This window comes from Pseudoalteromonas sp. B62, from assembly GCF_037162565.1.
Lineage (GTDB): Bacteria > Pseudomonadota > Gammaproteobacteria > Enterobacterales > Alteromonadaceae > Pseudoalteromonas > Pseudoalteromonas fuliginea.
Genome location: NZ_JARLVB010000002.1, coordinates 3,905,130 through 3,929,344 on the forward strand (window position 1 = coordinate 3,905,130; position 24,215 = coordinate 3,929,344).

At 38.7% G+C, this 24,215-nt stretch carries 25 protein-coding genes and 1 pseudogene; 5 read left to right on the forward strand and 21 right to left on the reverse strand.

What is annotated here, in order from left to right; genetic code table 11:
* Nucleotides 1-89: 89 nt before the first annotated feature.
* The 19 genes and pseudogenes from P4S71_RS22210 to P4S71_RS22300 form a co-directional block, all read right to left on the reverse strand.
* Nucleotides 90-626 carry a pectate lyase family protein gene (locus P4S71_RS22210; RefSeq protein WP_337120668.1) on the reverse strand — a complete coding sequence of 179 codons (537 nt, stop codon included), beginning with the start codon at nucleotides 624-626 and terminating at the stop codon, nucleotides 90-92.
* Nucleotides 623-1,672, reverse strand: a complete 1,050-nt coding sequence (locus P4S71_RS22215) for an RICIN domain-containing protein (protein ID WP_337151543.1) — start codon at nucleotides 1,670-1,672, stop codon at nucleotides 623-625. Before P4S71_RS22215 ends, P4S71_RS22210 begins: the two co-directional genes overlap by 4 nt.
* Nucleotides 1,673-2,094: 422 nt before the next feature.
* Complete coding sequence (cyoE, locus tag P4S71_RS22220) at nucleotides 2,095-2,979, reverse strand: heme o synthase (RefSeq protein WP_007376142.1); 885 nt, start codon at nucleotides 2,977-2,979, stop codon at nucleotides 2,095-2,097.
* A 9-nt stretch (nucleotides 2,980-2,988) separates the two neighbouring features.
* Entirely contained in the window at nucleotides 2,989-3,345 is a 357-nt protein-coding gene (cyoD, locus tag P4S71_RS22225) for a cytochrome o ubiquinol oxidase subunit IV (protein ID WP_002958101.1), read from the reverse strand.
* Nucleotides 3,345-4,013: a cytochrome o ubiquinol oxidase subunit III gene (cyoC, locus tag P4S71_RS22230; protein ID WP_337151544.1), complete on the reverse strand. Its 669-nt coding sequence runs from the start codon at nucleotides 4,011-4,013 to the stop codon at nucleotides 3,345-3,347. The genes cyoD and cyoC overlap by 1 nt, the downstream gene beginning before the upstream one ends.
* Nucleotides 4,010-5,998 carry a cytochrome o ubiquinol oxidase subunit I gene (cyoB, locus tag P4S71_RS22235; protein WP_096793553.1) on the reverse strand — a complete coding sequence of 663 codons (1,989 nt, stop codon included), beginning with the start codon at nucleotides 5,996-5,998 and terminating at the stop codon, nucleotides 4,010-4,012. Before cyoB ends, cyoC begins: the two co-directional genes overlap by 4 nt.
* A 2-nt stretch (nucleotides 5,999-6,000) precedes the next feature.
* Nucleotides 6,001-6,960 (reverse strand): ubiquinol oxidase subunit II, encoded by a 960-nt coding sequence (gene cyoA / locus P4S71_RS22240; protein WP_337151545.1) that lies wholly within the window; start codon nucleotides 6,958-6,960, stop codon nucleotides 6,001-6,003.
* A gap of 318 nt (nucleotides 6,961-7,278) precedes the next feature.
* Nucleotides 7,279-7,698, reverse strand: a complete 420-nt coding sequence (locus P4S71_RS22245) for a hypothetical protein (RefSeq protein ID WP_096793555.1) — start codon at nucleotides 7,696-7,698, stop codon at nucleotides 7,279-7,281.
* 1,354 nt (nucleotides 7,699-9,052) lie between these two features.
* Nucleotides 9,053-9,264: pseudogene (nqrM, locus tag P4S71_RS22250) on the reverse strand ((Na+)-NQR maturation NqrM).
* Between the two features lie 102 nt (nucleotides 9,265-9,366).
* Complete coding sequence (locus P4S71_RS22255; protein ID WP_337151546.1) at nucleotides 9,367-10,398, reverse strand: FAD:protein FMN transferase; 1,032 nt, start codon at nucleotides 10,396-10,398, stop codon at nucleotides 9,367-9,369.
* A 108-nt stretch (nucleotides 10,399-10,506) separates the two neighbouring features.
* Nucleotides 10,507-11,736: an NADH:ubiquinone reductase (Na(+)-transporting) subunit F gene (gene nqrF, locus P4S71_RS22260; RefSeq protein WP_149606598.1), complete on the reverse strand. Its 1,230-nt coding sequence runs from the start codon at nucleotides 11,734-11,736 to the stop codon at nucleotides 10,507-10,509.
* An 18-nt stretch (nucleotides 11,737-11,754) separates the two neighbouring features.
* Entirely contained in the window at nucleotides 11,755-12,363 is a 609-nt protein-coding gene (gene nqrE / locus P4S71_RS22265) for an NADH:ubiquinone reductase (Na(+)-transporting) subunit E (RefSeq protein ID WP_007376134.1), read from the reverse strand.
* A gap of 10 nt (nucleotides 12,364-12,373) precedes the next feature.
* Nucleotides 12,374-13,006 (reverse strand): NADH:ubiquinone reductase (Na(+)-transporting) subunit D, encoded by a 633-nt coding sequence (locus P4S71_RS22270; protein WP_007376133.1) that lies wholly within the window; start codon nucleotides 13,004-13,006, stop codon nucleotides 12,374-12,376.
* The gene (locus P4S71_RS22275) at nucleotides 13,006-13,758 is read right to left on the reverse strand and encodes a Na(+)-translocating NADH-quinone reductase subunit C (protein WP_337151547.1); all 753 of its coding nucleotides are present in this window, start codon (nucleotides 13,756-13,758) and stop codon (nucleotides 13,006-13,008) included. Before P4S71_RS22275 ends, P4S71_RS22270 begins: the two co-directional genes overlap by 1 nt.
* A complete protein-coding gene (locus P4S71_RS22280; RefSeq protein WP_007376131.1) occupies nucleotides 13,751-14,953 on the reverse strand; it encodes an NADH:ubiquinone reductase (Na(+)-transporting) subunit B in 1,203 nt (400 codons plus the stop codon). The genes P4S71_RS22275 and P4S71_RS22280 overlap by 8 nt, the downstream gene beginning before the upstream one ends.
* 4 nt (nucleotides 14,954-14,957) lie before the next feature.
* Complete coding sequence (locus tag P4S71_RS22285) at nucleotides 14,958-16,301, reverse strand: Na(+)-translocating NADH-quinone reductase subunit A (protein ID WP_007376130.1); 1,344 nt, start codon at nucleotides 16,299-16,301, stop codon at nucleotides 14,958-14,960.
* A 374-nt stretch (nucleotides 16,302-16,675) separates the two neighbouring features.
* A complete protein-coding gene (gene fabV, locus P4S71_RS22290; RefSeq protein WP_337151548.1) occupies nucleotides 16,676-17,869 on the reverse strand; it encodes an enoyl-ACP reductase FabV in 1,194 nt (397 codons plus the stop codon).
* Between the two features lie 106 nt (nucleotides 17,870-17,975).
* A complete protein-coding gene (locus P4S71_RS22295) occupies nucleotides 17,976-18,287 on the reverse strand; it encodes a BolA family protein (protein WP_096794132.1) in 312 nt (103 codons plus the stop codon).
* Between the two features lie 63 nt (nucleotides 18,288-18,350).
* A complete protein-coding gene (locus tag P4S71_RS22300; protein WP_096793558.1) occupies nucleotides 18,351-18,959 on the reverse strand; it encodes an alpha-ketoglutarate-dependent dioxygenase AlkB family protein in 609 nt (202 codons plus the stop codon).
* 41 nt (nucleotides 18,960-19,000) lie between these two features.
* Here P4S71_RS22300 and P4S71_RS22305 point away from each other — a divergent pair, with 41 nt between their 5' ends.
* From P4S71_RS22305 to P4S71_RS22320, 4 genes are read left to right on the forward strand one after another with little or no spacing between them, the layout of a single operon-like run.
* Nucleotides 19,001-20,134 carry a methyltransferase gene (locus P4S71_RS22305; protein WP_096793559.1) on the forward strand — a complete coding sequence of 378 codons (1,134 nt, stop codon included), beginning with the start codon at nucleotides 19,001-19,003 and terminating at the stop codon, nucleotides 20,132-20,134.
* Nucleotides 20,135-20,141: 7 nt separating this feature from the next.
* Complete coding sequence (locus P4S71_RS22310) at nucleotides 20,142-20,696, forward strand: YajG family lipoprotein (RefSeq protein ID WP_337120673.1); 555 nt, start codon at nucleotides 20,142-20,144, stop codon at nucleotides 20,694-20,696.
* A gap of 2 nt (nucleotides 20,697-20,698) precedes the next feature.
* The gene (locus tag P4S71_RS22315; RefSeq protein WP_096793561.1) at nucleotides 20,699-21,319 is read left to right on the forward strand and encodes a peptidylprolyl isomerase; all 621 of its coding nucleotides are present in this window, start codon (nucleotides 20,699-20,701) and stop codon (nucleotides 21,317-21,319) included.
* A 46-nt stretch (nucleotides 21,320-21,365) separates the two neighbouring features.
* Nucleotides 21,366-22,745, forward strand: coding sequence for an AmpG family muropeptide MFS transporter (locus P4S71_RS22320; RefSeq protein ID WP_096793562.1), 1,380 nt, complete (start codon nucleotides 21,366-21,368; stop codon nucleotides 22,743-22,745).
* Nucleotides 22,746-22,823: 78 nt separating this feature from the next.
* Here P4S71_RS22320 and P4S71_RS22325 read toward each other — a convergent pair whose 3' ends face one another.
* On the reverse strand, nucleotides 22,824-23,063 hold the full coding sequence (locus tag P4S71_RS22325; RefSeq protein WP_007376121.1) for a helix-turn-helix domain-containing protein: 240 nt from the start codon (nucleotides 23,061-23,063) through the stop codon (nucleotides 22,824-22,826).
* 412 nt (nucleotides 23,064-23,475) lie between these two features.
* Between P4S71_RS22325 and P4S71_RS22330 the strand changes: the two genes are divergently transcribed.
* Nucleotides 23,476-23,664 (forward strand): hypothetical protein, encoded by a 189-nt coding sequence (locus P4S71_RS22330; protein ID WP_033014996.1) that lies wholly within the window; start codon nucleotides 23,476-23,478, stop codon nucleotides 23,662-23,664.
* A gap of 49 nt (nucleotides 23,665-23,713) precedes the next feature.
* Here the strand turns inward: P4S71_RS22330 and erpA are convergent, their stop codons facing one another.
* Nucleotides 23,714-24,052 carry an iron-sulfur cluster insertion protein ErpA gene (gene erpA / locus P4S71_RS22335; protein ID WP_007376119.1) on the reverse strand — a complete coding sequence of 113 codons (339 nt, stop codon included), beginning with the start codon at nucleotides 24,050-24,052 and terminating at the stop codon, nucleotides 23,714-23,716.
* Nucleotides 24,053-24,215: the final 163 nt, after the last annotated feature.

Genomic DNA, 24,215 nt, shown 5'->3' on the forward strand with positions numbered 1-24,215 from the left:
TTATAATTTACATATCAATTAACCTTTAAACCCGAACTTAATCTAAACAATGAATAGTTAAATAACCCGATTATTAGCAATAGCATTTATTACTCAGGGCCAGACTCTCCATTCAATAGTGGCATTTGATAAGCATCATCCAATTGATAAATATACATACTCACATCAGTAAACACACTATTTCCAGTATCTCTTTGCGGATCAGTTGCAGACTGTGCAGCGTAAACATTGTTGCTCGCTTTCATATAGCCTGACACATTCCAATGTGGTCTTCTGCTATCATCAAAATAATTAGATTCAATAAGTGCTTGCGCCTCATTTGTCGTATTAATCGCGAAATAAGTAATTTCGAGCCAATAATTATTATATAAATGGGCACGTGTTTTACTGCCATCTAATTTAGGATTTCGCCCTGCAGTGTAATTCCAAAAGTTATGATGAAATGTAACTTCTGAATCAGTGACCGCATTAGTATACCAATGCTGGTTACCACATACGAATGGGTTATAGCCGTCAAATTCATTGTGACTTAGCGTAATATTTTTACTGTTTTTGATATCGACATAACCATCAGAAATATTAGAAAAATTAACATGGTCAATAACTATATGGCTTGAACTATTCAAACTGATGCCGTCTCCCCCTCAACCAAATGAGGATTGATATTGTCAATATTGAGGTTTTTAACAATAATGTTTTTACTATTGCTTAGATCTAATGTCGCGCCAATAATTTTAGCATTGTCACCTAAACCGATTAGGGTTTTATTTGATTTAACACTAATGGAAATATCATTACGTACCTTGTTTACGGTCGTATTTGTTGTACCACCTAATGATGTACAACTTTGTCCCGAATTAGGTATACGATAAAATATTTCTCCTGGATCCTGATACTCAGGACACTCAATAGCACATGCTGCTACGGTTGAACCGCCGGTACGACAATCAATGTGTGTATTATTTGGAATTTGGATAATCGTTGTGTTTGACGATACCAATGCTGATTTTAATGCACTACAGCTCGTTACCGTTATTGAAGACCCTCCTGCGCCTCCTGTCGTTGTTGCTAAACCATCACTGCCTGGAAGTGATGCAAAGCCCGTTACATCAATATTTGAATCGTTCGCGCTATCGCAGCTTCCATTGACTGGGTTTAAGTACCAACGTTGCGAACTAACATTTAAATCATCATTTTGATAAATGTTTGCCCCATTATCACTCCCCGCTACCGTAATTGCCTTATCACTAAAAGCGGAACGAATACTAAATGCCCCCGTAGAATCTTGTAACAATCGCCATTGTTGATTTGATTGCCCAGACGCTGCCCACTGAATAATATTGCCACCATTAGCTTGAGAGCGCTCTGATACATCCAAAAACAAGTCACTATGTGAAGCTTTAATTGTCCAAAAACCATTTCCTAAATCATTAAAGATAAATTGCTGATTTGTTCCGCTATTTTTTGCATAAGAGATGATATTAGCACCAGACTCTCTTGATTTTTTATCAACATCAATCGCTTTATCTGAACTAAAGTTAACAATTTGATACCGTTGATTATTTTTTGGTAGAGCTTTACAGTTTTCTGCTTTTGCCTGTGTTGATATTAAATTTAACAACATCATCGAAAGTGCAATTTTACTTACATTTTTTATATTCAAGAATTTCATAATTTTCCTCATACTTTTTGATATAAACGAAAACTTAGGCAAAGCAAGAAAATAAAAAAACAATGCCACCGGTAGCATAATTGCACAACAAAACCAAACGTCAACATTTTATTAACATTCACTGTCATTATATCTTTTTAAAGTTAGGTTTAAATAGTCAATCTGTACCCAACTATTTTAAACGCTCTTCTTAAATGCGAGTTCTTCCGAACGTGTGTTTTATTTATTCAAACTACGAGGGTCGTATTATTTAAAATGGTCTTGAAATCGACTTAAGGTGATACTTGCTCTTAAATTGAAATGATTGAAATAAAGTTCTAGCAAGTTTATTACTAATTACGCCTATAAAAACATGCTATAAATATAAAAAAAGGCCCTTTCGAGCCTTTGGATTAACTTTGGAATAGTTAAAAATTTTTAAATTAGGTAAGCGTTAATAGCTGTGGAGCAACGCTATGATAGTCAACAGCCATAGCAATACTTAACGCTGTAATATTAATAATTGAAAATGCGAACACTTTACGTGCCCAACTGCTCATATCAATATTACGACGATAACCACGTAGCGCCATTAGCAACCACCAAAAGCTGGTGATGCACGCAACAGCCATAAAGGCCACGCCGGTGTATCCACTAATAGGCAGTAACATCACCACTAAGGCGTATACAGCAATATAAAGCACAATGTGGCGCTTTGCTTTATCAATACCTTGCGCAACGGGTAATACAGGAATACCTGCAGCTTGGTAATCTTTAAAGCGAAAAATAGCGATGGCGTAAGAGTGCGGCATTTGCCACAAGCTAAACATAACAAGCAGTATTAATGCGCCCATATCGAACTGCCCTGTTACGGCGCAGTAACCTACTACTGGCGGTACAGCGCCTGAAAGGCTACCTACAAATGTGCCATATACTGAGTTACGTTTCATGTAGAGGCTATAAACCCCTACATAAATTACGTAGCCAAAGGCTGCAAAAAATACTGCGGCTTGAGTGGTGTAGGCGATAAGTAAACCAAAGCCCACAACACCCAATAAAATACCGTGACTAAGTGCAGCAAAGGCCGACATTTCGCCTGTTACTGTTACTCGCGTACGAGTACGCGCCATGGCTACATCTATATCTCTATCTATAACATTGTTGATAGCACAACCTGATGCAACCACTAGTGACAAACCAATTAATGTGGCAATCATTAACCATGGGTCTATATCACCGCGCGAGGCAAGTAAAAACCCACCCGCTACGCTGATCAAATTGCCCATAATAATACCCGGCTTTGTCACTGATAAATAACGACGAAACATCTTCAACTCCTAGTACATCATCATTGCGTTAGATTCATAAATGATCCAAACAGATAACCCAACAACCATTACGATGATCAGAGCACTGAATAGGAATGAGAATGTACTTGCACGACCATCTTCGGTGGTAAAATTAAGGTGTAAAAAGTACTTTAAATGCACCCAAATTTGTACGATTGCTAAAGTAACAATGCTCCAAAGCGTTGTTGCTTTTGAGAAGTCACCTTCCATAACCATATAAAACGGTATAGCAGTTAAAATTACCGATAGTACAAAGCCAATTAAGTAAGTTTTAACACTCCCATGAGATTCATCATGATGATCACTTTGCGTTTGCTTTAACGCATGCGTTTCGCTGTGGCTCATTACATTGCTCCCATCAAATAAACAACGGTAAATACACAAATCCAAACAATGTCTAAGAAGTGCCAAAATAGGCTTAAGCAGCTTAAACGCGTTACGGTTGCTTTACCTAAACCACGTTTAGCAACTTCTATCATCATTATGGTCATCCAAATCAGCCCAGCAGTTACATGTAATCCATGTAAGCCGACCAATGAGAAAAACGATGTTAAAAAGGCACTTTGTTGTGGGCCATTACCATGCACAATTAGGTGATGAAATTCGTATACTTCCATACCAATAAACACTGCACCTAAACAAAACGTAACAAATAACCAAGTCAGTGTTAGTGCCTTTTTTTGCCCTTGAGCGGCAATCATGGCAAAACCAAAGGTAATACTACTAATCAGTAGTGCTGCAGTTTCTACTGCTACAAAGTCGAGTTCAAAAATATCTTTACCCGATACACCACCGGCTGTGTTCATAAATAACACAGCGTAAGTGGCAAAAAATGAGGCAAACAGTAGGCAATCGGTCATTAGGTATAACCAAAAACCAAATATCGTATCGCCAGATGTGTCGTGATGATCATGCGCGTGGGCATGAGCATCATGCGCGTGGGCATGAGCATCATGCGCGTGGGCATGAGCATCATGCGATACTGATTCTAAATTTGCAGAAAGTGTACTCACGCTTTTAGCTCCTTAATGCCACTTGAATTATATGCAGCTTCAATGCGTGCAATTTCATCAGGTTGTATATAGTAATCAACATCGCTGGTGTAACAACGTTTGATAAATATGGCAATCCCGCCCACTAGACCAACAACAGCTAACCACCAAATATGCCAAATCATTGCAAAACAAAATACTGTTAAGCTTGCTGCCATGAACACGCCAGCTGATGTGTTTTTAGGCATATGAATAGGGCTGTAGTTTGCTTTATCTTGATATGCTTGGCCTTTTTCTTTCATGTCGGTCCATGCATCAATATCATCGATGTGTGGAATTGTTGCAAAGTTATAAATTTGCGGAGGTGAACTTGTAGCCCACTCAAGTGTGTGGCCGTTCCACGGATCGCCTGTTGTATCGTCAAGCGCTTCACGGTCTCTAAAGCTCACATATAATTGAATTACTTGGCTAACAATACCAAACATAATAATTACAGCACCGCCTGCGGCAATGTATAACCATATGTTCCAATCTGGGTTGTTAGTGTGGTTTAAACGACGTGTCATACCTAAGAAACCAAGTACGTACAACGGCATAAATGCAACGAAGAAACCGATAATCCAACACCAAAATGATGCTTTGCCCCATTTTTCGTTAAGTTTAAAGCCCATTGCTTTAGGGAACCAAAATACAAAACCAGCAAGGTAGCCAAATACAGCACCACCAATAATGGTGTTATGAAAATGTGCAATTAAGAATAAGCTGTTATGCAGTACGTAATCAGCACCAGGAATGGCAAGTAATACACCGGTCATACCGCCTACGGTAAAGGTAACCATAAAGCCAAGTGTCCAAAGTACCGGTACGCTAATACGTAAACGACCTCTGTAAATAGTAAATAACCAGTTAAACAACTTAACCCCAGTTGGTACGGCAATAACCATGGTCATTACCCCAAAGAACGCGTTAACATTAGCACTCGACCCCATGGTAAAGAAGTGATGTAACCAAACAATAAAGCCTAAAATTGAGATTGCACCGCTGGCGTAAACCATCGACTTGTAACCAAATAGACGCTTACCTGCAAAGGTCGAAATAATTTCAGAAAAAATACCAAACGCTGGTAATACTAATATGTATACCTCAGGATGACCCCATGCCCAAAATAGGTTGATGTACATCATGGCGTTACCGCCCAATTCATTGGTAAAGAAGTGAAAGTCGAGATAACGGTCAAGCGTTAGCATTGCAAGTACAGCAGTTAAAATTGGGAATGATGCTGCAATTAAGATGTTTGCCCACGTACATGTCCATGTGAAAATTGGCATTTTCATTAGGGTCATACCTGGTGCACGCATTTTAAACACGGTTGCTAAAAAGTTTACTGCTGTTAAAAGTGTACCGAGCCCGGATATTTGCAAGGCCCAAATATAATAATCGACCCCCACCCCAGGGCTAAAGGTCAACTCCGAAAGCGGCGGATATGCCACCCAACCTGTTTTTGCAAACTCACCAAACACAAGTGATAAGTTAATTAAAATTGCACCACTGGCTGTAAACCAAAAACTTAAATTATTTAAAAATGGGAAAGCAACATCACGAGCACCAATTTGCAGTGGTAGAACAATGTTCATTAAACCAATCATAAATGGCATAGCCATAAATATGATCATAATTACGCCGTGGGCAGTAAATATTTGGTCGTAGTGTTCAGGTGGTAAATAACCGGGCGCACCACTAGTAGCAAGTGCCAACTGCGCACGCATCATTATTGCATCAGAAAAACCACGAAACAGCATTATTAGTGCTAAAAGAATATACATTACGCCTAAGCGTTTGTGATCAACAGACGTGATCCAGTCGCGCCAAAGCACGCCCCATTTTTTATACTTTGTAATAAGCCCGGCAATAATAAGCCCAGCTATCGCAATAACCGACATCGTGAACACAAGAATTGGCTCATGAAACGGAATTGCGTCGAGTGAAAGATTACCTAATAACGACATTATTATTCCTCGCCTTGGCTGTGAGATGAAGGCATTGAGTGCTCACTCATTTCATGATGCTTTTTACTCATTTGCCCATGTTCGCCCATTGCATGGTGTTTTTTGTTCATATCGCCATGCGCCTGCATGTATTTCATCACGATGGTATGAAATAAGCCGTCATCAACTTTTCCGTAATATGCTACTGGGTTATTTTCGCTTGCTTTTGCAAGCTCAACATAATTTGCATGAGTCAGGTTATTAGCGCTTGAATTCGCTTTCACATCACTCACCCACTTATCAAAGTCTGCTTGTGTAGGTGTAGCAATGGCATTAAATTTCATGCCAGTGAAACCTGCGCCGCTGTAATTTGCTGAAAAGCCTTTAAACGTACCTGGCTCATTTGCAATTAAGTGAAGCTTGGTTTCCATCCCAGCCATTGAGTATATTTGACTACCCAATTGCGGAATAAAAAATGAATTCATTGTGCTCTCTGAGGTGATTTTATATTCAACAGGTACATTTGCTGGGAACACTAATTCATTAACCGTAGCAATACCTTGCTCAGGATATATAAATAGCCATTTCCAATTTAATGAAACCACTTCAACAGTTAGATGCTTACCTTTACCTTCAATTGGTTTGTAAGGGTCTAGCTCTTGGGTAGACTGCCAGGTAATAACACCTAAAATGATCACAATAACAATAGGAACAGCCCAAACTGCGGCTTCAATTTTATTTGAATGAGCCCATTTTGGCGCATAAATTTCATGAGTTTGTGTGTCTCTATATTTCCATGCGAAATACAAAGTCATCACAATAACGGGAACGACTACAAGCAACATAAGCACGGTTGCAATGATGATTAAATTTTTCTCATCTATGCCTATCTGCCCTTTTGGATCGAGTATCCCGCCTTTACAGCCTGACAACGCCAGCACTGTACTAGCTAAAGCAATATTACAAAGGTTACGAATTAACAAGGGAGTATCCTACAAACCTAGAGTTTCAATTTGCTGCTTAAAATAAAAACCAAAGCAACGATTTTTCAATAAAAACCCAAGTTAACTAGAATTAAATTATAAAAATAAGGGGGCTATTCAAAACCTAGAGCTCATGCCATTAATGACCTAGCAACAAACCCAGCTTTCTAAACGCATTTATATAACGTAATAAAAATTAACTTGGGTGAGTGGTGGTTGGCTGAAATGTGTTTAAAAAACACGGAGCTACTTTGTTTTAGCTAACCTTAATTATTTACAGCAAGAACAAATAATTAAAACCAGCAACAAGATGCAGCGTTACAGGCAACCTGTAAAGCTAGGTGGAGCACGACAACCATGTGAAGAGATCACAGGCTGAAGAACTTTAGCCTCGCTAAAAGCAAAGGCTGCTTTACGGAGGATTATGCCAGCACGACGTGCTGGACAAATATGGAACAATAACCAACAAAGGCCAATAAGTAACTGACTTGATATGATCGGATGAGCTAAAAATTGCGCAAGATTAAGTAACAGTGGCTCTACAATAAACCCATCACTTAATAGCGCTTCAAGCTTGAAGACATCCTCTAATGCACCGCTTAGCAACATTACAGTGTTAAACACTAATAAAGTTATAGCTACACACACGCCCTTGCCTGCTTTATTCAAGCGTTCACACGTCTGCGGCTCGCCAGAGGCAAGTTCCGTATTTGTATGATGCAACGAAAGTGTGTTCAAAGACATTAACCTACTAAAATGACTATAACAAAATTAGAGTAATACAGTTTGCAATGGAGAAATTTAAAAAACATTGCTGTTGTAAACCCTAAAACTAGGTGCTAAATACAATCAAATCCAGCTAGCACATATTTACCTAGCGAAAATTGATCCGTATCAACCAAACTTTCAAAACTTACTGAAAGTTCGAACGTGAGTATAACAAAGAGAATTTTCTGTTCAACTAAAAATCAATTAATTTGAGTTAAGCTTTCGAAGCTATTTTGTTAATAAAAAATAACACGATAAAAAACATTTGGTTAGCTAAAATAAAAAACAATTTAAAGAGAAATATTTAATAGGATTATAGGTATTTAGGTTTTTAGGTTTTTAGGTTTTTAGGTTTTTAGGTTTTTAGGTTTTTAGGAGGGAGTAATAATTGTGTGGCACAAATAAAAACAGCCCAAATTCAGTCACCACCGAACATGAGCCGCCTTTCACACTGACAACATCTTCACACACAATATAAAGATTCTTGGTTTACATTACGTGGCAATTGAAAGGAAATAAAAACAACCCAAATTCAGTCACCACCGAACTTGAGTTGCCTTTCACACTGACAACATCTTCACACACAATATAAAGATTTTTGGTTTACATTACGTGGCAATTGAAAGTAAATAAAAACAACTCAAATTCAGTCACCACCGAACTTGAGTTGCCTTTCACACTGACAACATCTTCACACACAATATAAAGATTCTTGGTTTACATTACGTGGCAATTGAAAGGAAATAAAAACAACCCAAATTCAGTCACCACCGAACTTGAGTTGCCTTTCACACTGACAACATCTTCACACACAATATAAAGATTTTTGGTTTACACTACGTGGCAATTGTAGGGAATAAAAACAACTCAAACTCGTTCTTTATGGAAGTGAATCCACCGAACTTGAGTTGCCTTTCACACTGACAACATCTTCACACACAATATAAAGATTCTTGGCTTACACTGCGTGGCAATTGAAAGGAAATAAAAACAACCCAAACTCGTTCTTTATGGAAGTGAATCCACCGAACTTGAGTTGCCTTTCACACTGACAACATCTTCACACACAATATAAAGATTCTTTTAAGCGAGGCTAAGTTGCCTCAAGCTTATGACTAGAGCCTTGCTCTGTGTCTATGATTAAACTTTAGAGTGTTAGCTCCAATTTGACAAACGAGAAAAATAAACCTAATAGGTGAAAAAACTAAACTATATACCTTTGTCTAATACATTTAGATTGGATTGCTTTGGAAGCTATGATGTTGAGGCGTTTTACAGACACAAAAAAAGCGCTATAAAGCGCTTTTTAATATTTAAGACAGACTTAAATAATTTGGTTTTCTTTCCAGGCTTGCTCTTTTGCTAAACGGTTTTTGCGTTTATCACATGGATCATCGCAATCACAGGCTTTATCAATACCAACCGAACCTAAACCACCACAGCTGCTTGCCATAGATTTTTTTGCACGATCATACCAACGGCCATAGCCGAAACTATCAAAATTAGTAAGCCAAAAGTAAGAAGAAAAAGTGACATTGCTTAGCCCCTATTGATCAGCAATAAATTAAGCTCAAAACATTGTTGAGCGACTGCTATTATATACCCAAATAACGTGGAAATAAACAAGCCCGCGCCTTACTATAAATAAGGTTTAAATGCAGGGCTTGAGTATGTTATTAAACCGTCTTTCGATTTAGCGATTAAATATACAGGTAAGTCATGCTCCTGAGCATAAGCTTGCGCTTTATCCATGCCCATAACGGTTAATGCTGTCGCTAAACCATCAGCTGTCATAGCACTTGGATGAAGCACGGTTACCGATACTAGGTCATGCTTAGTTGGCATTCCTGTTGTTGGGTCAATTAAATGAGTATAAATTTCACCATTCATCTCATAAAAAATCCGGTAATCACCTGACGTTGCAATACCATTAGTACCAGGCGTTAAAATACGGTGTACTTTACGCTCTCCAGGTTGTGCATCTGGTTGCTCTATAGCTATTACCCAATCTTTATTATTTGGCTTTTCGCCTGCAATTCGAAGCTCACCGCCAATTTCAACCATGTAGTTGGTAATATTGTGGTTTTCTAATAACTGCGCCACCTTATCAATACCATAGCCTTTAGCTGTTGCCGAAAACGAAAGCTCTAAACCATCCACTGTTTTAGCTAAACCTTGAGCTGTTAGAGTAAGTTTATCAAGGCCTATATTTTTAATCATACTTACTAGCTCTTCATCGCTTGGCCGTTTAGTTGGTTTTTTATCTGGGCCAAAACCCCATAAATCAATTAAAGGCCCCATAGTGACATCGAGTGTTTTAGTTGATTCACCCAAGCGAATAGACTCGCTTATAACAGCCCTAAAATCTTCGCTAATTGGCATGACTTGATTTGCAGGTAATCTGTTAAATGTATTTATTTCAGAGTCTTCTATGTAAGTAGACATAGATTGGTTCACATCTTTTAAAACAGCGTCTATTTGCAGCTGTAGTTGTGAAGCCGATAGCTGGGCTTGCTCATCATAATATTTAATATGATAAGTAGTGCCCATAGTCTTACCTTCTAAAAAGGTTTCTTTTAACTCTGGCTTTTCACCACAACCAGACAATAATAAAGTCAGTGTAATTAGTAAAAAGGCCATTATGCCTTGTGAAGTACTTACTCGATTCATAACTGTTCTACTTAATAGATTGATAAAATTAAAGAATAAAAAAACCTCGTAACACAAGTGCTACGAGGCTGGTATTTTAACCAAAACTAAACTGTTTTGGTATTAGTGTTAGCCACCGAAGTCATCTAGTAAGATATTTTCGTCTTCAACACCTAAATCTTTAAGCATAGTAATAACTGCCGCGTTCATCATTGGAGGACCACACATGTAGTACTCACAATCTTCAGGCGCTTCGTGATCTTTAAGATAATTCTCAAATAACACGTTATGGATAAAGCCAGTGTAGCCTTCCCAGTTATCTTCAGGTTGTGGATCTGAAAGTGCTGTATGCCATACGAAGTTAGGGTTTTCAGCGGCTAAGCCGTCAAAATCTTCTACGTAGAACATTTCACGCTCAGAACGTGCACCATACCAAAAGCTCATCTTACGTTTAGAGTTCAAACGTTTAAGTTGGTCAAAGATATGAGAACGCATTGGCGCCATACCAGCACCACCACCAACAAATACCATCTCTGCATCGGTGTCTTTAGCAAAGAACTCACCAAATGGACCTGAAATAGTTACCTTGTCGCCTTCTTTAAGTGACCAAATGTACGAAGACATTTTACCACATGGCAAGCTAAGGTTTCTTGGCGGCGGAGCAGCAATACGCACGTTAAGCATAATGATGCCTTCTTCTTCTGGGTAGTTAGCCATTGAGTAAGCACGAATAGTTTCTTCGTCTACTTTTGACTCCAGATCGAAGAAACCAAAATGATTCCAGTCGCCACGATATTCTTCAGGAACATCGAAATCTGCATATTTAACATGGTGAGGTGGCGCTTCGATTTGGATGTAACCACCCGCACGGAACGGCACTGACTCGCCATCTGGAATTTGCAGCTTAAGTTCTTTAATGAATGTTGCTTTGTTATCGTTAGAGATAACTTCACAATCCCACTTCTTAACACCGAAAATTGACTCTTCAAGCTCAATTTCCATGTCGTTTTTAACATTTACCTGACACGCTAAACGGCAGCCTTCACGGGCTTCGCCTTTAGATATGTGATCAAGCTCAGTTGGCAGAATATCGCCACCACCTTCTTTAATGTGTACACGACACTGGCCACAAGAGCCACCGCCACCACATGCAGATGATACAAATATACCTGACTCAGATAGCGCGCCTAAAAGCTTACTACCTGCTGATGTTTTAATGGCTTTATCTGGGTCGCCATTAATGCTAATGATAATATCACCACTTGCAACTAACTGAGATTTAGCACCAATGATGACTAAAACCAGTAGTACAACGATAGCGATAAAAACACCAACGCCTAAGAAAATCTGATAATCCATGATTTATCCTCGCTACCTTTACAGTGAAATACCAGAGAATGACATAAAGCCAAGTCCCATTAAACCAACAGTGATGAAGGTAATACCTAAACCACGTAAGCCGTCTGGCACGTCTGAATACTTCATTTTCTCACGGATACCTGCAAGTAATGTAATTGCAAGTGCCCAACCAACACCAGCGCCAATACCATAAACAACAGACTCACCGAAGTTATAGTTACGCTCAACCATGAAAGATACCGCACCAAAGATTGCACAGTTAACTGTGATCAATGGTAAAAAGATACCTAATGCGTTGTAAAGTACTGGGAAGAACTTATCTAATACCATTTCAAGAATTTGCACTAGCGCTGCTATAACGCCAATGAAAGTTAAGAAACGTAAAAAGCTAAGGTCTGCATCAGGATAACCAAGCCACGTAAGTGAACCTGGTGCTAATACAGCATGGTAAACTAAGTTATTAACAGGTACTGAAATACCTAAAACAACGATAACCGCTACACCTAGGCCAATTGAAGTAGTCACTTTTTTTGATACTGCTAAAAAAGTACACATGCCTAAGAAAAATGATAACGCTAAGTTTTCAATAAAAACGGCTTTTACAAATAAACTAATATAATGTTCCACTGTGTGCCCCTTACGCTTTAGCTTCTACTTGGTCTTTCTTATAAGTACGAAGTACCCATATGAATAAACCAATGATGAAGAATGCACTCGGTGGTAATATCAATAGACCCATAGGTTGATACCAACCGCCATCTTGTACTAATGGGATAATATCAACACCGAATAGTGTTCCTTTACCGAATAGCTCACGAATGAAACCAACAGTAAGTAAAACAACAGAATAGCCTAAACCATTACCAATACCGTCAAGGAATGACATTAGTGGTGGCGACTTCATCGCATATGCTTCAGCACGACCCATTACAATACAGTTAGTAATAATTAGACCAACGAAGACTGAAAGCTCTTTAGCCGTAGCATAAGAAAACGCTTGCAGTACTTGGTCAACAACAATAACTAATGATGCAATAATCGTCATTTGTACAATGATACGTACTGACGATGGGATCTGGTTACGAATAGTCGAGATAAAGAAGCTCGAAAACGCAGTTACCAAGGTCAATGCTATTGACATGATTAACGCATTTTTTAAGCTAGACGTTACCGCTAACGCAGAACAAATACCCAGTACTTGTAGTGCGATTGGGTTGTTAGCTAAAACCGGACCAAATAGGACCGCCTTCATTTCTTTAGTATCAGCCATTATTTCAATGCTCCTTTACGTACTTTCGCAAGGAAAGGGCCAAAGCCGTTTTCGCCAGTCCAAAAGTCAACTGCATGTTCAACACCGTTAGACGTTAATGTAGCACCTGAAAGACCATCGATCTTATGCTCATTGCCGTTAGCAGTACCTTTAACAATTTGAATTGGTAGCTCTTTGCCTTGCCACGTAGCAGTCCACTGTGGATTTTGGATTTCACCACCTAAGCCAGGCGTTTCATTATGTTTGTAGAAGATAATGTTTTTAACTGTTTCGCCATCGCTCTCAAGCGAGATAAAACCGTACATTAAGCCCCATAAGCCATAGCCCTGAATAGGAAGAATGATTGCATCAATAGAGCCATCTTCTTTTTTCGAGATATACACCGGAGACTCTTTAGTCACACGTTGAATACCAGCAATGTCTTTAACGCCTTTCTCTTGAAGAGAAACACTTAGCGCTGCATCGTATTTGCTTTTTTCAAAATCAAAGATTGTTGGGTCTGTGTCTACAAACTCACCTGTGGTCATATTTACAACGCGCGCTTCAATTTTAGCATTAAATGTATCAGATACATTTTCAACTTTATCGATGCCTGCCGCTGCTAAGATATTGCTTTGAATATCTTTATTTTTATTAGCTTGCTGTAAAGGACGAAGCTGTACAGAAGCAAACGATACAATGATTGCACACACTAAACATAGTGCTACAACAACTGCTAACGTTTTACCGATTGATTCGTTATTACTAGACATTACGTGCCAACCTCCGCTTGATATTAGCTTGCACTACAAAGTGATCGAACAGTGGAGCAAATAAGTTAGCAAATAAAATTGCTAGCATCATACCTTCTGGGAAAGCAGGATTCACAACACGGATAAGAACCACCATAAGACCAATTAGTAAACCGTATGCAAATTTACCTTTATTAGTAAATGCAGCCGATACAGGGTCTGTAGCCATAAAGAACATACCAAACGCAAAACCACCAAGCACTAAATGCCAATACCAAGGCATTGCAAATACAGGGTTAGTTTCTGAACCAACAGCATTTAATAAGAATGCCGTTGCTACCATACCAAGGAATACACCTAGTACGATACGCCAAGAAGCGATGCGAACGTAAATTAAGAATAAACCACCTACAAGTAATGCAAGTGTCGATGTTTCACCAACAGAACCTTGAATGAAACCGTAAAATGCATTCCACCATAATTCCATGTTTGAAAAATCAAGTGTGCCAACAAAAGCTTGACCTAGCATAGTCGCACCAGAGAAAGAATCTACTGCAGTCCATACTGTGTCACCCGAAATTTGTGCCGGGTATGCGAAGAATAAGAACGCACGGCCAGCCAAAGCAGGGTTTAAGAAGTTACGACCAGTACCACCAAAAATTTCTTTAGCGATTACTACACCGAACGTGATACCCAGTGCAACTTGCCATAAAGGAATTGTTGCAGGTAAAATAAGTGCAAATAATACAGAAGTAACGAAGAAACCTTCATTAATTTCATGCTTACGCACAGAAGCAAAAATCACTTCCCAAAAACCACCTACAGCAAACGTGACTGCGTAAATTGGTAGGAAGAAACATGCTCCGTAGAACATTTTAGCGCCCCAGCCTGCATTAGCGGTTAATTCACCACCAAAGAACTGAAACAGACCAACCTGCCACGAATTTGCTAGTTCAAAACCTTGTGCTAAAGCACCTGCGGCCTGGTGACCGATGTTGAACATACCAAAAAACATAGCTGGGAACGTCGCCATCCACACTAAAATCATCATACGTTTTAGGTCGATATTATCGCGTACGTGTGTCTTGCCTTTATTTACATAGCCTGGTGTATAAAAAATAGTTGCAGCTGCTTCATACAGTGCATAAAATTTTTCATATTTTCCACCGGCTTCAAAATTCGGCTCGATATCTTCTAGATATTTTTTTAAACCCATCTCTCTAGCCTTCCTTCTCGATCGTAGTTAAGCAATCGCGTAGGATAGAACCATACTCGTATTTGCCAGGACAAACGAAGGTACATAACGCTAAATCTTCTTCATCAAGTTCAAGCGCGCCCAGTGAAATTGCACTATCTAAATCGCGTGCAATTAAGTCACGTAATAATAGTGTAGGCAAAATATCTAACGGCATCACGCGCTCGTAGCTACCAATTGGAACCATGGCACGTTTTGAACCACCTGTAGACGTTGTCATTTTAAATAAACGACTTGGTGTAAGGTGAGAAAGGAATGTACGCGTTACAGAGAATTTATCACTACCTGGTGCAATCCAGCCAAATAGTTCTTTTTCGCGACCTTCAAGTAATACAGATACTTGAACGTGGTAACGACCTAAGAACGCATTAACACCGTTTGAAGTAGCGCCAGATAAAACAGAACCAGAAATAACACGGTTATCACCGTCTTCTAATTCTCCAGCAACTAAATCATCCAATGAAGCACCTAATTGTGTTTTCACTAAACGTGGGTTTTTAACACGAGGACCTGCAAGCGAAACAACACGGTTTGTGTAAATTTCACCCGTAAGGAATAAGTGACCATACGCAATAACGTCTTGGTAACCAATATGCCAAACTTGTTTACTAGCAGATACAGGGTCAAGATTATGGATATGAGTGCCTACAAGGCCAGCAGGGTGCACACCACCAAACTCATGTACTTCTACTTGAGCTATAGATGAGCTAGGAACTTGACTGCCAACTTGCTTACAAACAAATACTTTTCCATCAGTCAAACGCGATACAACGGCTAAACCCGCTTCGAATGCTTGCGCATTATCAGCAATAACTACCGCAGGATCTGCAGCAAGAGGATTAGTGTCGATAGCGGTCACAAAGATAGAGCTAGGATTTGCATCCACAGCCGCAACTTTGCTGAATGGGCGAGCACGAAGTGCCGTCCACTGACCAGACTGGATAAGTACTTCTTTAGCTTTTTCACGATCTAAGCTCGTAAGCTCAGTGTCAGAGAAAGAGTCAAAGGTGATTTGCTCACTGCCGTCTACTTCAATAACAACAGATTGCAGCACACGTTTAGCACCACGATTTATTTCTTTTACAACACCAGAAGCTGGTGCGGTAAATAGGACGCCGGGGTTCTTTTTATCTTCAAAAAGTACCTGGCCTTTTTTAACTTGGTCATCCATACGGATATGCATGGTTGGACGCATACCAATAAACTCTTCACCTAGCACAGCTACACGTTTGACGGGAGAACCGTCGTGAATAACTTGCTGAGGTGCGCCCTCTATGGGTAAATCCAGACCTTTTTTTATGTTGATCATACGCACTTGCACTACATTAACGGAAAGAAACTGAAAAATCGTACCAACCACGTCGCCATTTGAGCTATCCCAAGTTATATCTATGTATACAAAGAACAACTTGCTATGAATACTAAACAAGCAACGCGGTAAAAACTCTTCACATATTGCCTTAATTTTAACATCATTGTGGGCGACTATGCGAGTCTAATTATGAAAATTATACGACAGAAACACTTATTTAGTTTTGTTATGTGTATTTAATAAAATTTAAGTTAGACCAAAGTGGTAGCTTAAGCAAAGAATGACATTTTTTAATCACAATTGTTCAAAAAAGCCCGCAAAACAAAAAAGTCGCACTCAGCGACTTTTTAATTACATATTTGCAAATATGGTTAATCAATCATATTTGCAATTGGTTTGACCGAATCCACATCTTGACCGTAATCAACTCCGTCAATACCAAAGCCAAATAAACGTAAAAATTCGTTATGGTAACCCACATAATCGGTTAACTCATCAATTGAGCTTGTATCTACGCTATCCCAAACAGCTTGAACACGTGCTTGCACATCGTCTTCTAATTCTTTGTAGTTTTGAAATAAGTGGCCACCTTCATCAAAGCGTGGGTTATCACCATATAAGTTCTCACTAAATAAAGCCTGAATTTGCTCAATTGTACCTTCATAAGTACCATCTGCTTTCATTACTTTAAATAATGCTGAAATGTATAAAGGCATAATAGGAATAGCCGAGCTTGCTTGTGTTACCACAGCATTAAGAGACGATACATAGGCTTCGCCATTTAAATCTTTTGTAGATTCTTTAATTGCAGCAGTTGCTCGGTCTAAATCTTCTTTAGCCTTACCAATAGTAGCGTGTCCGTATATTGGCCATGTTAGCTCTTTACCAATATAAGTGTAGGCCGTAGTTTTAAAGTTATCAGCTAATACGTCGGCTTCTTTTAATGCGTCAATCCACATTTCCCAATCTTCACCGCCCATTACTTTAATGGTGTTGTCGATATCGTCCTGGTTTGCCGCTTCAACAGTAATTTCATCAATTTCACGCTTTGACGTATTAAGGTTTTTAGTTGTAACTGCGTTACCAATTGGCTTAAGTGTAGAGGAGAACACTTCACCCGTATTTGGATCAGTACGACGAGGAGACGCCAAGCTATAAATAATACAATCTACTTTACCCAAATCTGCTTTAATAGTGTCGATTGCTTTTTGTTTGATTTCGTTAGAAAACGCATCACCATTAATATTTTTAGACCAAAGACCCGCTTCGTCAGCTGCTTCTTGGAATGCTGCAGTATTGTACCAACCAGCAGAACCTGTTTTACGTTCAGTGCCTTCTTTTTCAAAGAAAATACCGAGTGTTTTAGCGCCGCCACCAAATGCAGCTGTAATACGCGATGCCAAGCCGTAGCCTGTAGATGCGCCAATAACTAATACATTTTTTGGTGCGTTTTTTAACACGCCTTGTTGTTTTACATAGTTAATTTGTTCTTGAACATGCTCGCTACATCCCGTTGGGTGTGCGTTGGTACAGATAAATCCACGAATTTTAGGCTTAATGACCATTGATGATCCTATATCTTTTACAATAAAAATTAGCGCTAGTTTAAAGGCTAATACTAAAAACACTGATCTGATCAGTTAATCACTAATCAGATACTTCAAAAAATACTTAGCTAATTTTAGAGCCGCCCATACAATTAGGCGAATCAGGTGCTTCTCCGCCCTGCTCGGTATACTCATCCGGTGTATAAGTATGGATAGCGAGTGCATGAATATAATTTGCTAACTCATCTTTTAAAATTTCATTAATTTGACGATGGCGTTGTAATAGGCGTTTGCCAGCAAATTCTTCGCTTACCACAATAACTTTAAAATGTGACTCGGTGCCTTTGCTGTGCATGTGACTTTCGTTAATTACATTTAAATGCTTACAGGCAATTGCGCTGCTGATTTTTTCTTGAATTTGTTGCTGCATTGACATAAAAACCATTTTTGTAGTTAAGTTATGTTGTTATCATAACAAGTAGCCAAGCCTATTGGCTAACTAAAATTGAGCTTGCTTGATTTGCTTTATGTATCTAAACGTTAAGCTAATTCGTGGGTGAGCCAATGTAGTTTGCTTTGGGATTGCATGTTGATAATCACGCTGACTGTCGCCACTCATGACTAAACAGCTACCACTTTGCAGCTTTAAATCGGTTACTTTATTTGTCGATTTTTGTTTAAGCTTTAAAACACGCTCTGCTCCAAGTGATACACACACAATAGTAGGTTGATGGCCCAGCTCTATTTCGTCATCACTGTGCCAACCCATAGTATCGTTACCATCTCGGTAATAATTAACTAATAAAGAATTTAATGGCTGATTTAAATGTTTTTCTAAGCGCTTACGCATTGCTAATAAAATATCAGGCCAAGGCTCTACTATTAACTTACTATGCGAATAACCATATTCGAAATTATGCTCGCTAATAAAGCATTGAAGTCGGGGAATTGGGCCTGTTTTAGAATAAACGGTGACGTCGGGTTGCTGCCAAACTAGGTTTTTTTGTAAATAATAAAATAAATCGAGGCTTTTTTGCGCGCTAAGTGCCCTACTTTGATAAGAAAAGCCATTTGGTAACTGTTGGGGGTTGGCGTTTTGCCGTTGCATGTTAGAATTTACCTACATTAGTTTACTGATCAAATACCATTATGACGACGCAAGCCCAGCTAGGCGATAAAACCTTTACTCTTGAACGCTTTCCTTTGGATCAAAAAAACCGCAGTTTACAAGCGTGGGATTCAGCCGATGAGTACCTTATCAATTATGTTAACGAACATTACCCTGATTGTCGCTCACTGCTTATTTTAAACGATAGCTTTGGTGCACTTGCTTGTAGTTTTAATCAATTAACGGTTTGTTCAGTTAATGATTCTTATATTAGCCATCAAGCAGTGGCATATAACTTACAAATAAACAAACTATCCACAGCGCAATTTAGCCAAATAGATAGCCTGTCTGCATTGCCTGAAGACATAGATTTAGTGCTAATAAAAATACCGCGTAACGTAGGTTTTTTGCAATTTCAACTAAGTGAATTAAGCGAAATACTTGCACCTGGTACCCCCGTAATTGCAGCCGGTAAAACAAAAGAAATTCATAATTCAACAATAAAATCGTTTGAGCAATTTATTGGTGAAACAAAAACAAGTTTAGCGGTTAAAAAATCACGTCTTATATTAAGCACGGCAAAAGGTGGGTATAAAGCAGCTGATTTCCCTATTACTTGGCCACTTGAAGGCACTGAATTTAATATAACAAATCATGCAAATGTGTTTTCACGTGATTCGTTAGATATAGGTGCTCGATTCTTTTTCAACTATTTACCAGAAACCAAGAAAGAAACTAGCATAATCGATTTAGGTTGTGGTAATGGTGTTGTAGGTGTTATGGCGCTTGCTCGTTGCCCTAAAGCATCTGTCACATTTGTTGATGAATCATACATGGCGGTTGAGTCTGCACGTTTAAATGTAGAACAAAACATGCCTGAGCAGTTTGATAATTGCCAATTTATTGAAAACGATTGCTTGACCGACTTTGATCAAGACAGTGTGGATATGGTGCTATGTAACCCACCATTTCATCAAGCGCAAGCTGTAACAGACCACATAGCGTGGCAAATGTTTAAACAAGCAAAAGAAACCTTAAAACAAGGTGGCGAATTACGTATTATTGGTAACCGTCATTTAGATTATCACGACAAACTAAACCGTATGTTTGGCAACTGTAAACTACTTGGCTCCAACAAGAAATTTGTAGTACTAAGTGCCACTAAAAATTATTAGGAATTTAATGATTAAAATTACTTTTAGCCTATGTGCGTTACTTGTACTAGCTGGCTGTGCTAGTCAGCCTAATCAAGTGATCCTTAACCCTGTTTATAAAAATGGCCAAATTAGTACAATTAACAGCAGTTTAAGTACCAGCGTGATTGATTTACGTGGTGACACTGCAACGCTTAAGCTGATTGAATCTGATAAAACCAAAACGTTTGCAAGTCAAGGTATTACAGAGTCAGTTAAAAGCGTTTTAGATAGCGCGCTGAGTCGAAACGGAGCAGGTATTTCAAACCTAGCGACTGTGCGTTTTGAAGTAGATATTCACGCACTGCAAGCTGTGGTAACCGAAAAACTAGTAAGCCACACCAGTGAAGCTCAGATAGAGCTTGGTGTTCGTGTTATTCGCGCTTCAAGCAATTTTAGTAAGGTGTACCGAGGTAGTGCTAATTTAGAAGGCCCATTTAGTCACGAGCGAGCAAAAGTAGAAGGCCAGCTCAATAAGTTGACTGAGCAAATTATTACCCGCATTGTATCAGATCCTGAATTAATAGAATTTTTAGAAGGTTAAACATGAAACGACTTTTTTTAATCTGTTTCGGCCTATTTTTTAGTGCAAGTAGCTTAGCAGCCCAAGAAGGCCGCTTTGTGCAAAAAGATAATATTTTTCCGCGCGTCGAAATCGTAACCTCAATGGGCAGTATCGTAGTCGAGCTTGATCGCTCAAGAGCCCCTATTACAGTCAATAACTTTTTAACGTACGTGTCAGATAAAAGTTACCAGGGGAGTGTTTTCCACCGTATTGAGCGTGATGTAGAAAATGATCGCGATTTTGTTATTCAAGGTGGCGGGTACGACAAAGACTACGATGGTTTACATGAAAACGCTCCTATTTTTAACGAAAGTGGTAATGGCTTAAAAAATGACATGTACAGTATAGCCATGGCATATCAGGACAGAGAGCCGCATTCTGGTACTCGTCAATTCTTTTTTAATATGGACAATAACGACCATTTAAATCCAGATAAAGACTGGGGATTTGCCGTATTTGGTAATGTAATGGATGGCTACGACACACTTGATAAAATAATGGTTGTCGAAACAGGCTTTAACGAAAAGATTGGTTACGATTTCGTGCCAAAAGTACCTGTTGTTATCTTAAATATAAAAGTCCTTGAGCAAGTACCATTATAATTAATGAGCTGTAGTTTAACTACACCCAATCGCCAATGAAGGCCCTATGAGCAAAACTCTCTCTATTAGCGAATATTTTTCTTACTTTAAAGACAAACGCTTAATCCACATTTTTATATTTGGTATGAGCAGTGGTTTTCCTTGGGTTTTAATTGGCTCAGTGCTGTCGGCTTGGTTAAAGGATGAAGGCCTAAGTCGCAGTATGATTGGCCTATTTGGCATTGTATTTGGGGCTTACAGTATAAACTTTTTATGGTCGCCACTCATTGACCGGACCAAGCTCCCTATTTTATATAAATGGCTTGGCCAACGTCGTAGCTGGATACTATTGTGCCAAAGCTTTATCTTAATTGGCACGTTACTATTAGCTGGACTTGATTTAAAAACTAACTTAGCGCTTGTTGCCGTAATTTGCTTATTAATCGCCATTGCTTCTGCTACGCAAGATATTGCAATTGACGCATTTAGAATTGACACTCTCAGTGAAAACGAATCTCATAAAGCTACGGCAGCCGCCGCAATGGCAACATCTGGTTGGTGGACAGGTTATGCCCTTTTAGGCGCTATTCCATTTTATATGGCTGATATCCCGTCGCTTGACTGGCCCCAAATATATTATTTTTTAGCCGCTATAATTTTGCTGTTAATGGGTGGAGCTTTGTTCGCAAAAGAGCCTAAGTCAAACAGAGAAGCCGTGCATGCTGAACTTGAGCGTGTATACCTTGAAAAACTTTCATCAACAAAACAAACCCCACTTACAAAAACAGTTGCGTGGCTCGCGGTAACCGTTATTGATCCCTTTAGAGCCTTTTTCACTAAAAACGGCGTTAAAACTGCACTCGCGTTACTTGCATTTATTTTCTTATTTAAGATAGGTGAAGCGTTTTTGGGCCGCATGTCTATTGTGTTTTATAAAGAAATTGGTTTTAGTAATAGCGATATTGCTACATTTTCAAAAGTAGGCACTGCCGTACTTACCATTATATTTACCTTTGTTGGCAGCTTATTTAATCAAAAATATGGCATTGTTAAAGGTTTATTTATAAGTGGTATTGCAATGGCAGCATCAAACTTAGCATTTTCATGGATTGCTTTAGTTGGGCCTGATTTAAGGCTGTATGCCTTTGCTATTGTTATTGATGGGTTTACACAAGCGTGGTCGTTAGTGGCAATGGTCGCGTTTATATCAATGCTGTGTGATAGGGCATTTAGCGCAACTCACTATGCGTTGCTAGCATCATTAGGGAACTTAGGAAGAACGTTGCTTTCAAGTTATAGTGGTGTAGTAATAGATGATTGGTTGGCAGGTAATTGGTCGCTATTTTTTATTCTTACAGCGTTAATGGTTTTACCATCGTTACTATTTTTGTACTTAATTAGGCACAAGCTGTATGAACTTGAGCGAAATTATCATCAAAAAAATTAAGAAATATAATGCATCCCTGCATTAATTTACTGCCTAGAACATTTATATAACTCATAAATGAACTAAACAATAACATAATTAATCTACTTTCAGCAAATTTAATGCTTCATGTGGATCAACGTCTAGTGCAGTACAATAGCGAACAAATTCAATAACATCTAAACGGCGCTCTTGATTTTCAATTTTACCGATAAACGAATGAGGTGTACCTAGCACTTGTGCAAGGCTGCGCATTGTATGCCCTTTTTCATGGCGCTTACTCTTAAGCCACTTTGTTAGCTTTGCGTTTTCTTCTGAAGAAACGGTTTTGCCCATCATTTTACATCTCCTACTCGATGATTTGACATACCCATTAAAGCAGTAGCCTATCAATAGCTGTAGGTAAGTAAGCAGCGCTACTTAATTTCACTTCAATAGCAAGGTGTTGCAATTAAGCACTGTTGCCACTTACTTCTAGCCACTTAGCTAAAAGCTACGCTAATAATGTGGTATAAGTTTGTTTTTATTGAGAATGAAATTTTGCCCGTCTCATTCTTGGATACATTATATACTATTAATACTTTGGTTGAATGATTAATTGCGTTGTTCGGTACAAAATTAACTTGAGCGAATGTTTATAAACACTGAATATCCATCCATTTTCATCAAAAATTGAATTTTTTATGATTTTGTTTCATTTTAATGCGACATGTTTATTATTGAGTCTTATTAATTTTAAAAAGGTTGAGTCATGTTCAGGATACTATTTTTATTGCCAATTTTACTGTGCTTAGGTTGGTATCTTTTTTTGCGCAATAACGGGGTTCCAATTAAACAAGGTAAAAAAGGCTTTATGTATATTTTAGCTTTTTCTGCGTTTGTGCTCGGCTTTTTTATATTTATTATGCAAATAACCGAATACGCACCAACTGATTTATAGGCATTAAAAAAGCCGCAAAAGCGGCTTTAATCTATTTAGCGTTTGGCTGTTAAACGCTAAAGCTTGCACCACAACCACAGGTTGTTGTTGCATTTGGATTAGATACAAAAAAGCGTGCGCCTTCTAATCCTTCAGTGTAATCAACCTCACCATCAACCAAATATTGAATACTCATAGGATCAACAACTAGGGTTACACCATTTTTTACTATTTCTAAATCGCCGGGGTTTGCTTTTTCATCAAAAGTAAAACCATATTGAAAACCTGAACAACCACCGCCTGTGACATAAACACGCAGTTTTAGCTCTGGATTTTCTTCTTCGTCGATTAACTGTTTAACGCGAACAGCTGCTGCATCGCTGAACTTAATTGGTAATTCTTCTGACATTTTAAAACCCTCAATATCGTAATGGCGTGATTATCTAATACCCGAGTGTTTTAATCAAGTATAGTAAAACAACTCTTTACCCTAATCTAATGTCGCATGTATTATGAAGTTGGCGTAGCTTTAACCAAGCTAAAAAAATTGATACAAAACTGAGCTCTAAAAA

Excerpts from the sequence above, each read along its gene's own strand:
- P4S71_RS22215 (WP_337151543.1), bottom strand. The coding sequence starts at position 1,672 with ATGAAATTCTTGAATATAAAAAATGTAAGTAAAATTGCACTTTCGATG.
- cyoE (WP_007376142.1), bottom strand. The coding sequence starts at position 2,979 with ATGTTTCGTCGTTATTTATCAGTGACAAAGCCGGGTATTATTATGGGC.
- cyoD (WP_002958101.1), bottom strand. The coding sequence starts at position 3,345 with ATGAGCCACAGCGAAACGCATGCGTTAAAGCAAACGCAAAGTGATCAT.
- cyoB (WP_096793553.1), bottom strand. The coding sequence starts at position 5,998 with ATGTCGTTATTAGGTAATCTTTCACTCGACGCAATTCCGTTTCATGAG.
- P4S71_RS22255 (WP_337151546.1), bottom strand. The coding sequence starts at position 10,398 with ATGAATCGAGTAAGTACTTCACAAGGCATAATGGCCTTTTTACTAATT.
- nqrF (WP_149606598.1), bottom strand. The coding sequence starts at position 11,736 with ATGGATTATCAGATTTTCTTAGGCGTTGGTGTTTTTATCGCTATCGTT.
- P4S71_RS22270 (WP_007376133.1), bottom strand. The coding sequence starts at position 13,006 with ATGGCTGATACTAAAGAAATGAAGGCGGTCCTATTTGGTCCGGTTTTA.
- P4S71_RS22275 (WP_337151547.1), bottom strand. The coding sequence starts at position 13,758 with ATGTCTAGTAATAACGAATCAATCGGTAAAACGTTAGCAGTTGTTGTA.
- P4S71_RS22280 (WP_007376131.1), bottom strand. The coding sequence starts at position 14,953 with ATGGGTTTAAAAAAATATCTAGAAGATATCGAGCCGAATTTTGAAGCC.
- P4S71_RS22285 (WP_007376130.1), bottom strand. The coding sequence starts at position 16,301 with ATGATCAACATAAAAAAAGGTCTGGATTTACCCATAGAGGGCGCACCT.
- fabV (WP_337151548.1), bottom strand. The coding sequence starts at position 17,869 with ATGGTCATTAAGCCTAAAATTCGTGGATTTATCTGTACCAACGCACAC.
- P4S71_RS22295 (WP_096794132.1), bottom strand. The coding sequence starts at position 18,287 with ATGTCAATGCAGCAACAAATTCAAGAAAAAATCAGCAGCGCAATTGCC.
- P4S71_RS22300 (WP_096793558.1), bottom strand. The coding sequence starts at position 18,959 with ATGCAACGGCAAAACGCCAACCCCCAACAGTTACCAAATGGCTTTTCT.
- P4S71_RS22305 (WP_096793559.1), top strand. The coding sequence starts at position 19,001 with ATGACGACGCAAGCCCAGCTAGGCGATAAAACCTTTACTCTTGAACGC.
- P4S71_RS22310 (WP_337120673.1), top strand. The coding sequence starts at position 20,142 with ATGATTAAAATTACTTTTAGCCTATGTGCGTTACTTGTACTAGCTGGC.
- P4S71_RS22315 (WP_096793561.1), top strand. The coding sequence starts at position 20,699 with ATGAAACGACTTTTTTTAATCTGTTTCGGCCTATTTTTTAGTGCAAGT.
- P4S71_RS22320 (WP_096793562.1), top strand. The coding sequence starts at position 21,366 with ATGAGCAAAACTCTCTCTATTAGCGAATATTTTTCTTACTTTAAAGAC.
- P4S71_RS22325 (WP_007376121.1), bottom strand. The coding sequence starts at position 23,063 with ATGATGGGCAAAACCGTTTCTTCAGAAGAAAACGCAAAGCTAACAAAG.
- P4S71_RS22330 (WP_033014996.1), top strand. The coding sequence starts at position 23,476 with ATGTTCAGGATACTATTTTTATTGCCAATTTTACTGTGCTTAGGTTGG.
- erpA (WP_007376119.1), bottom strand. The coding sequence starts at position 24,052 with ATGTCAGAAGAATTACCAATTAAGTTCAGCGATGCAGCAGCTGTTCGC.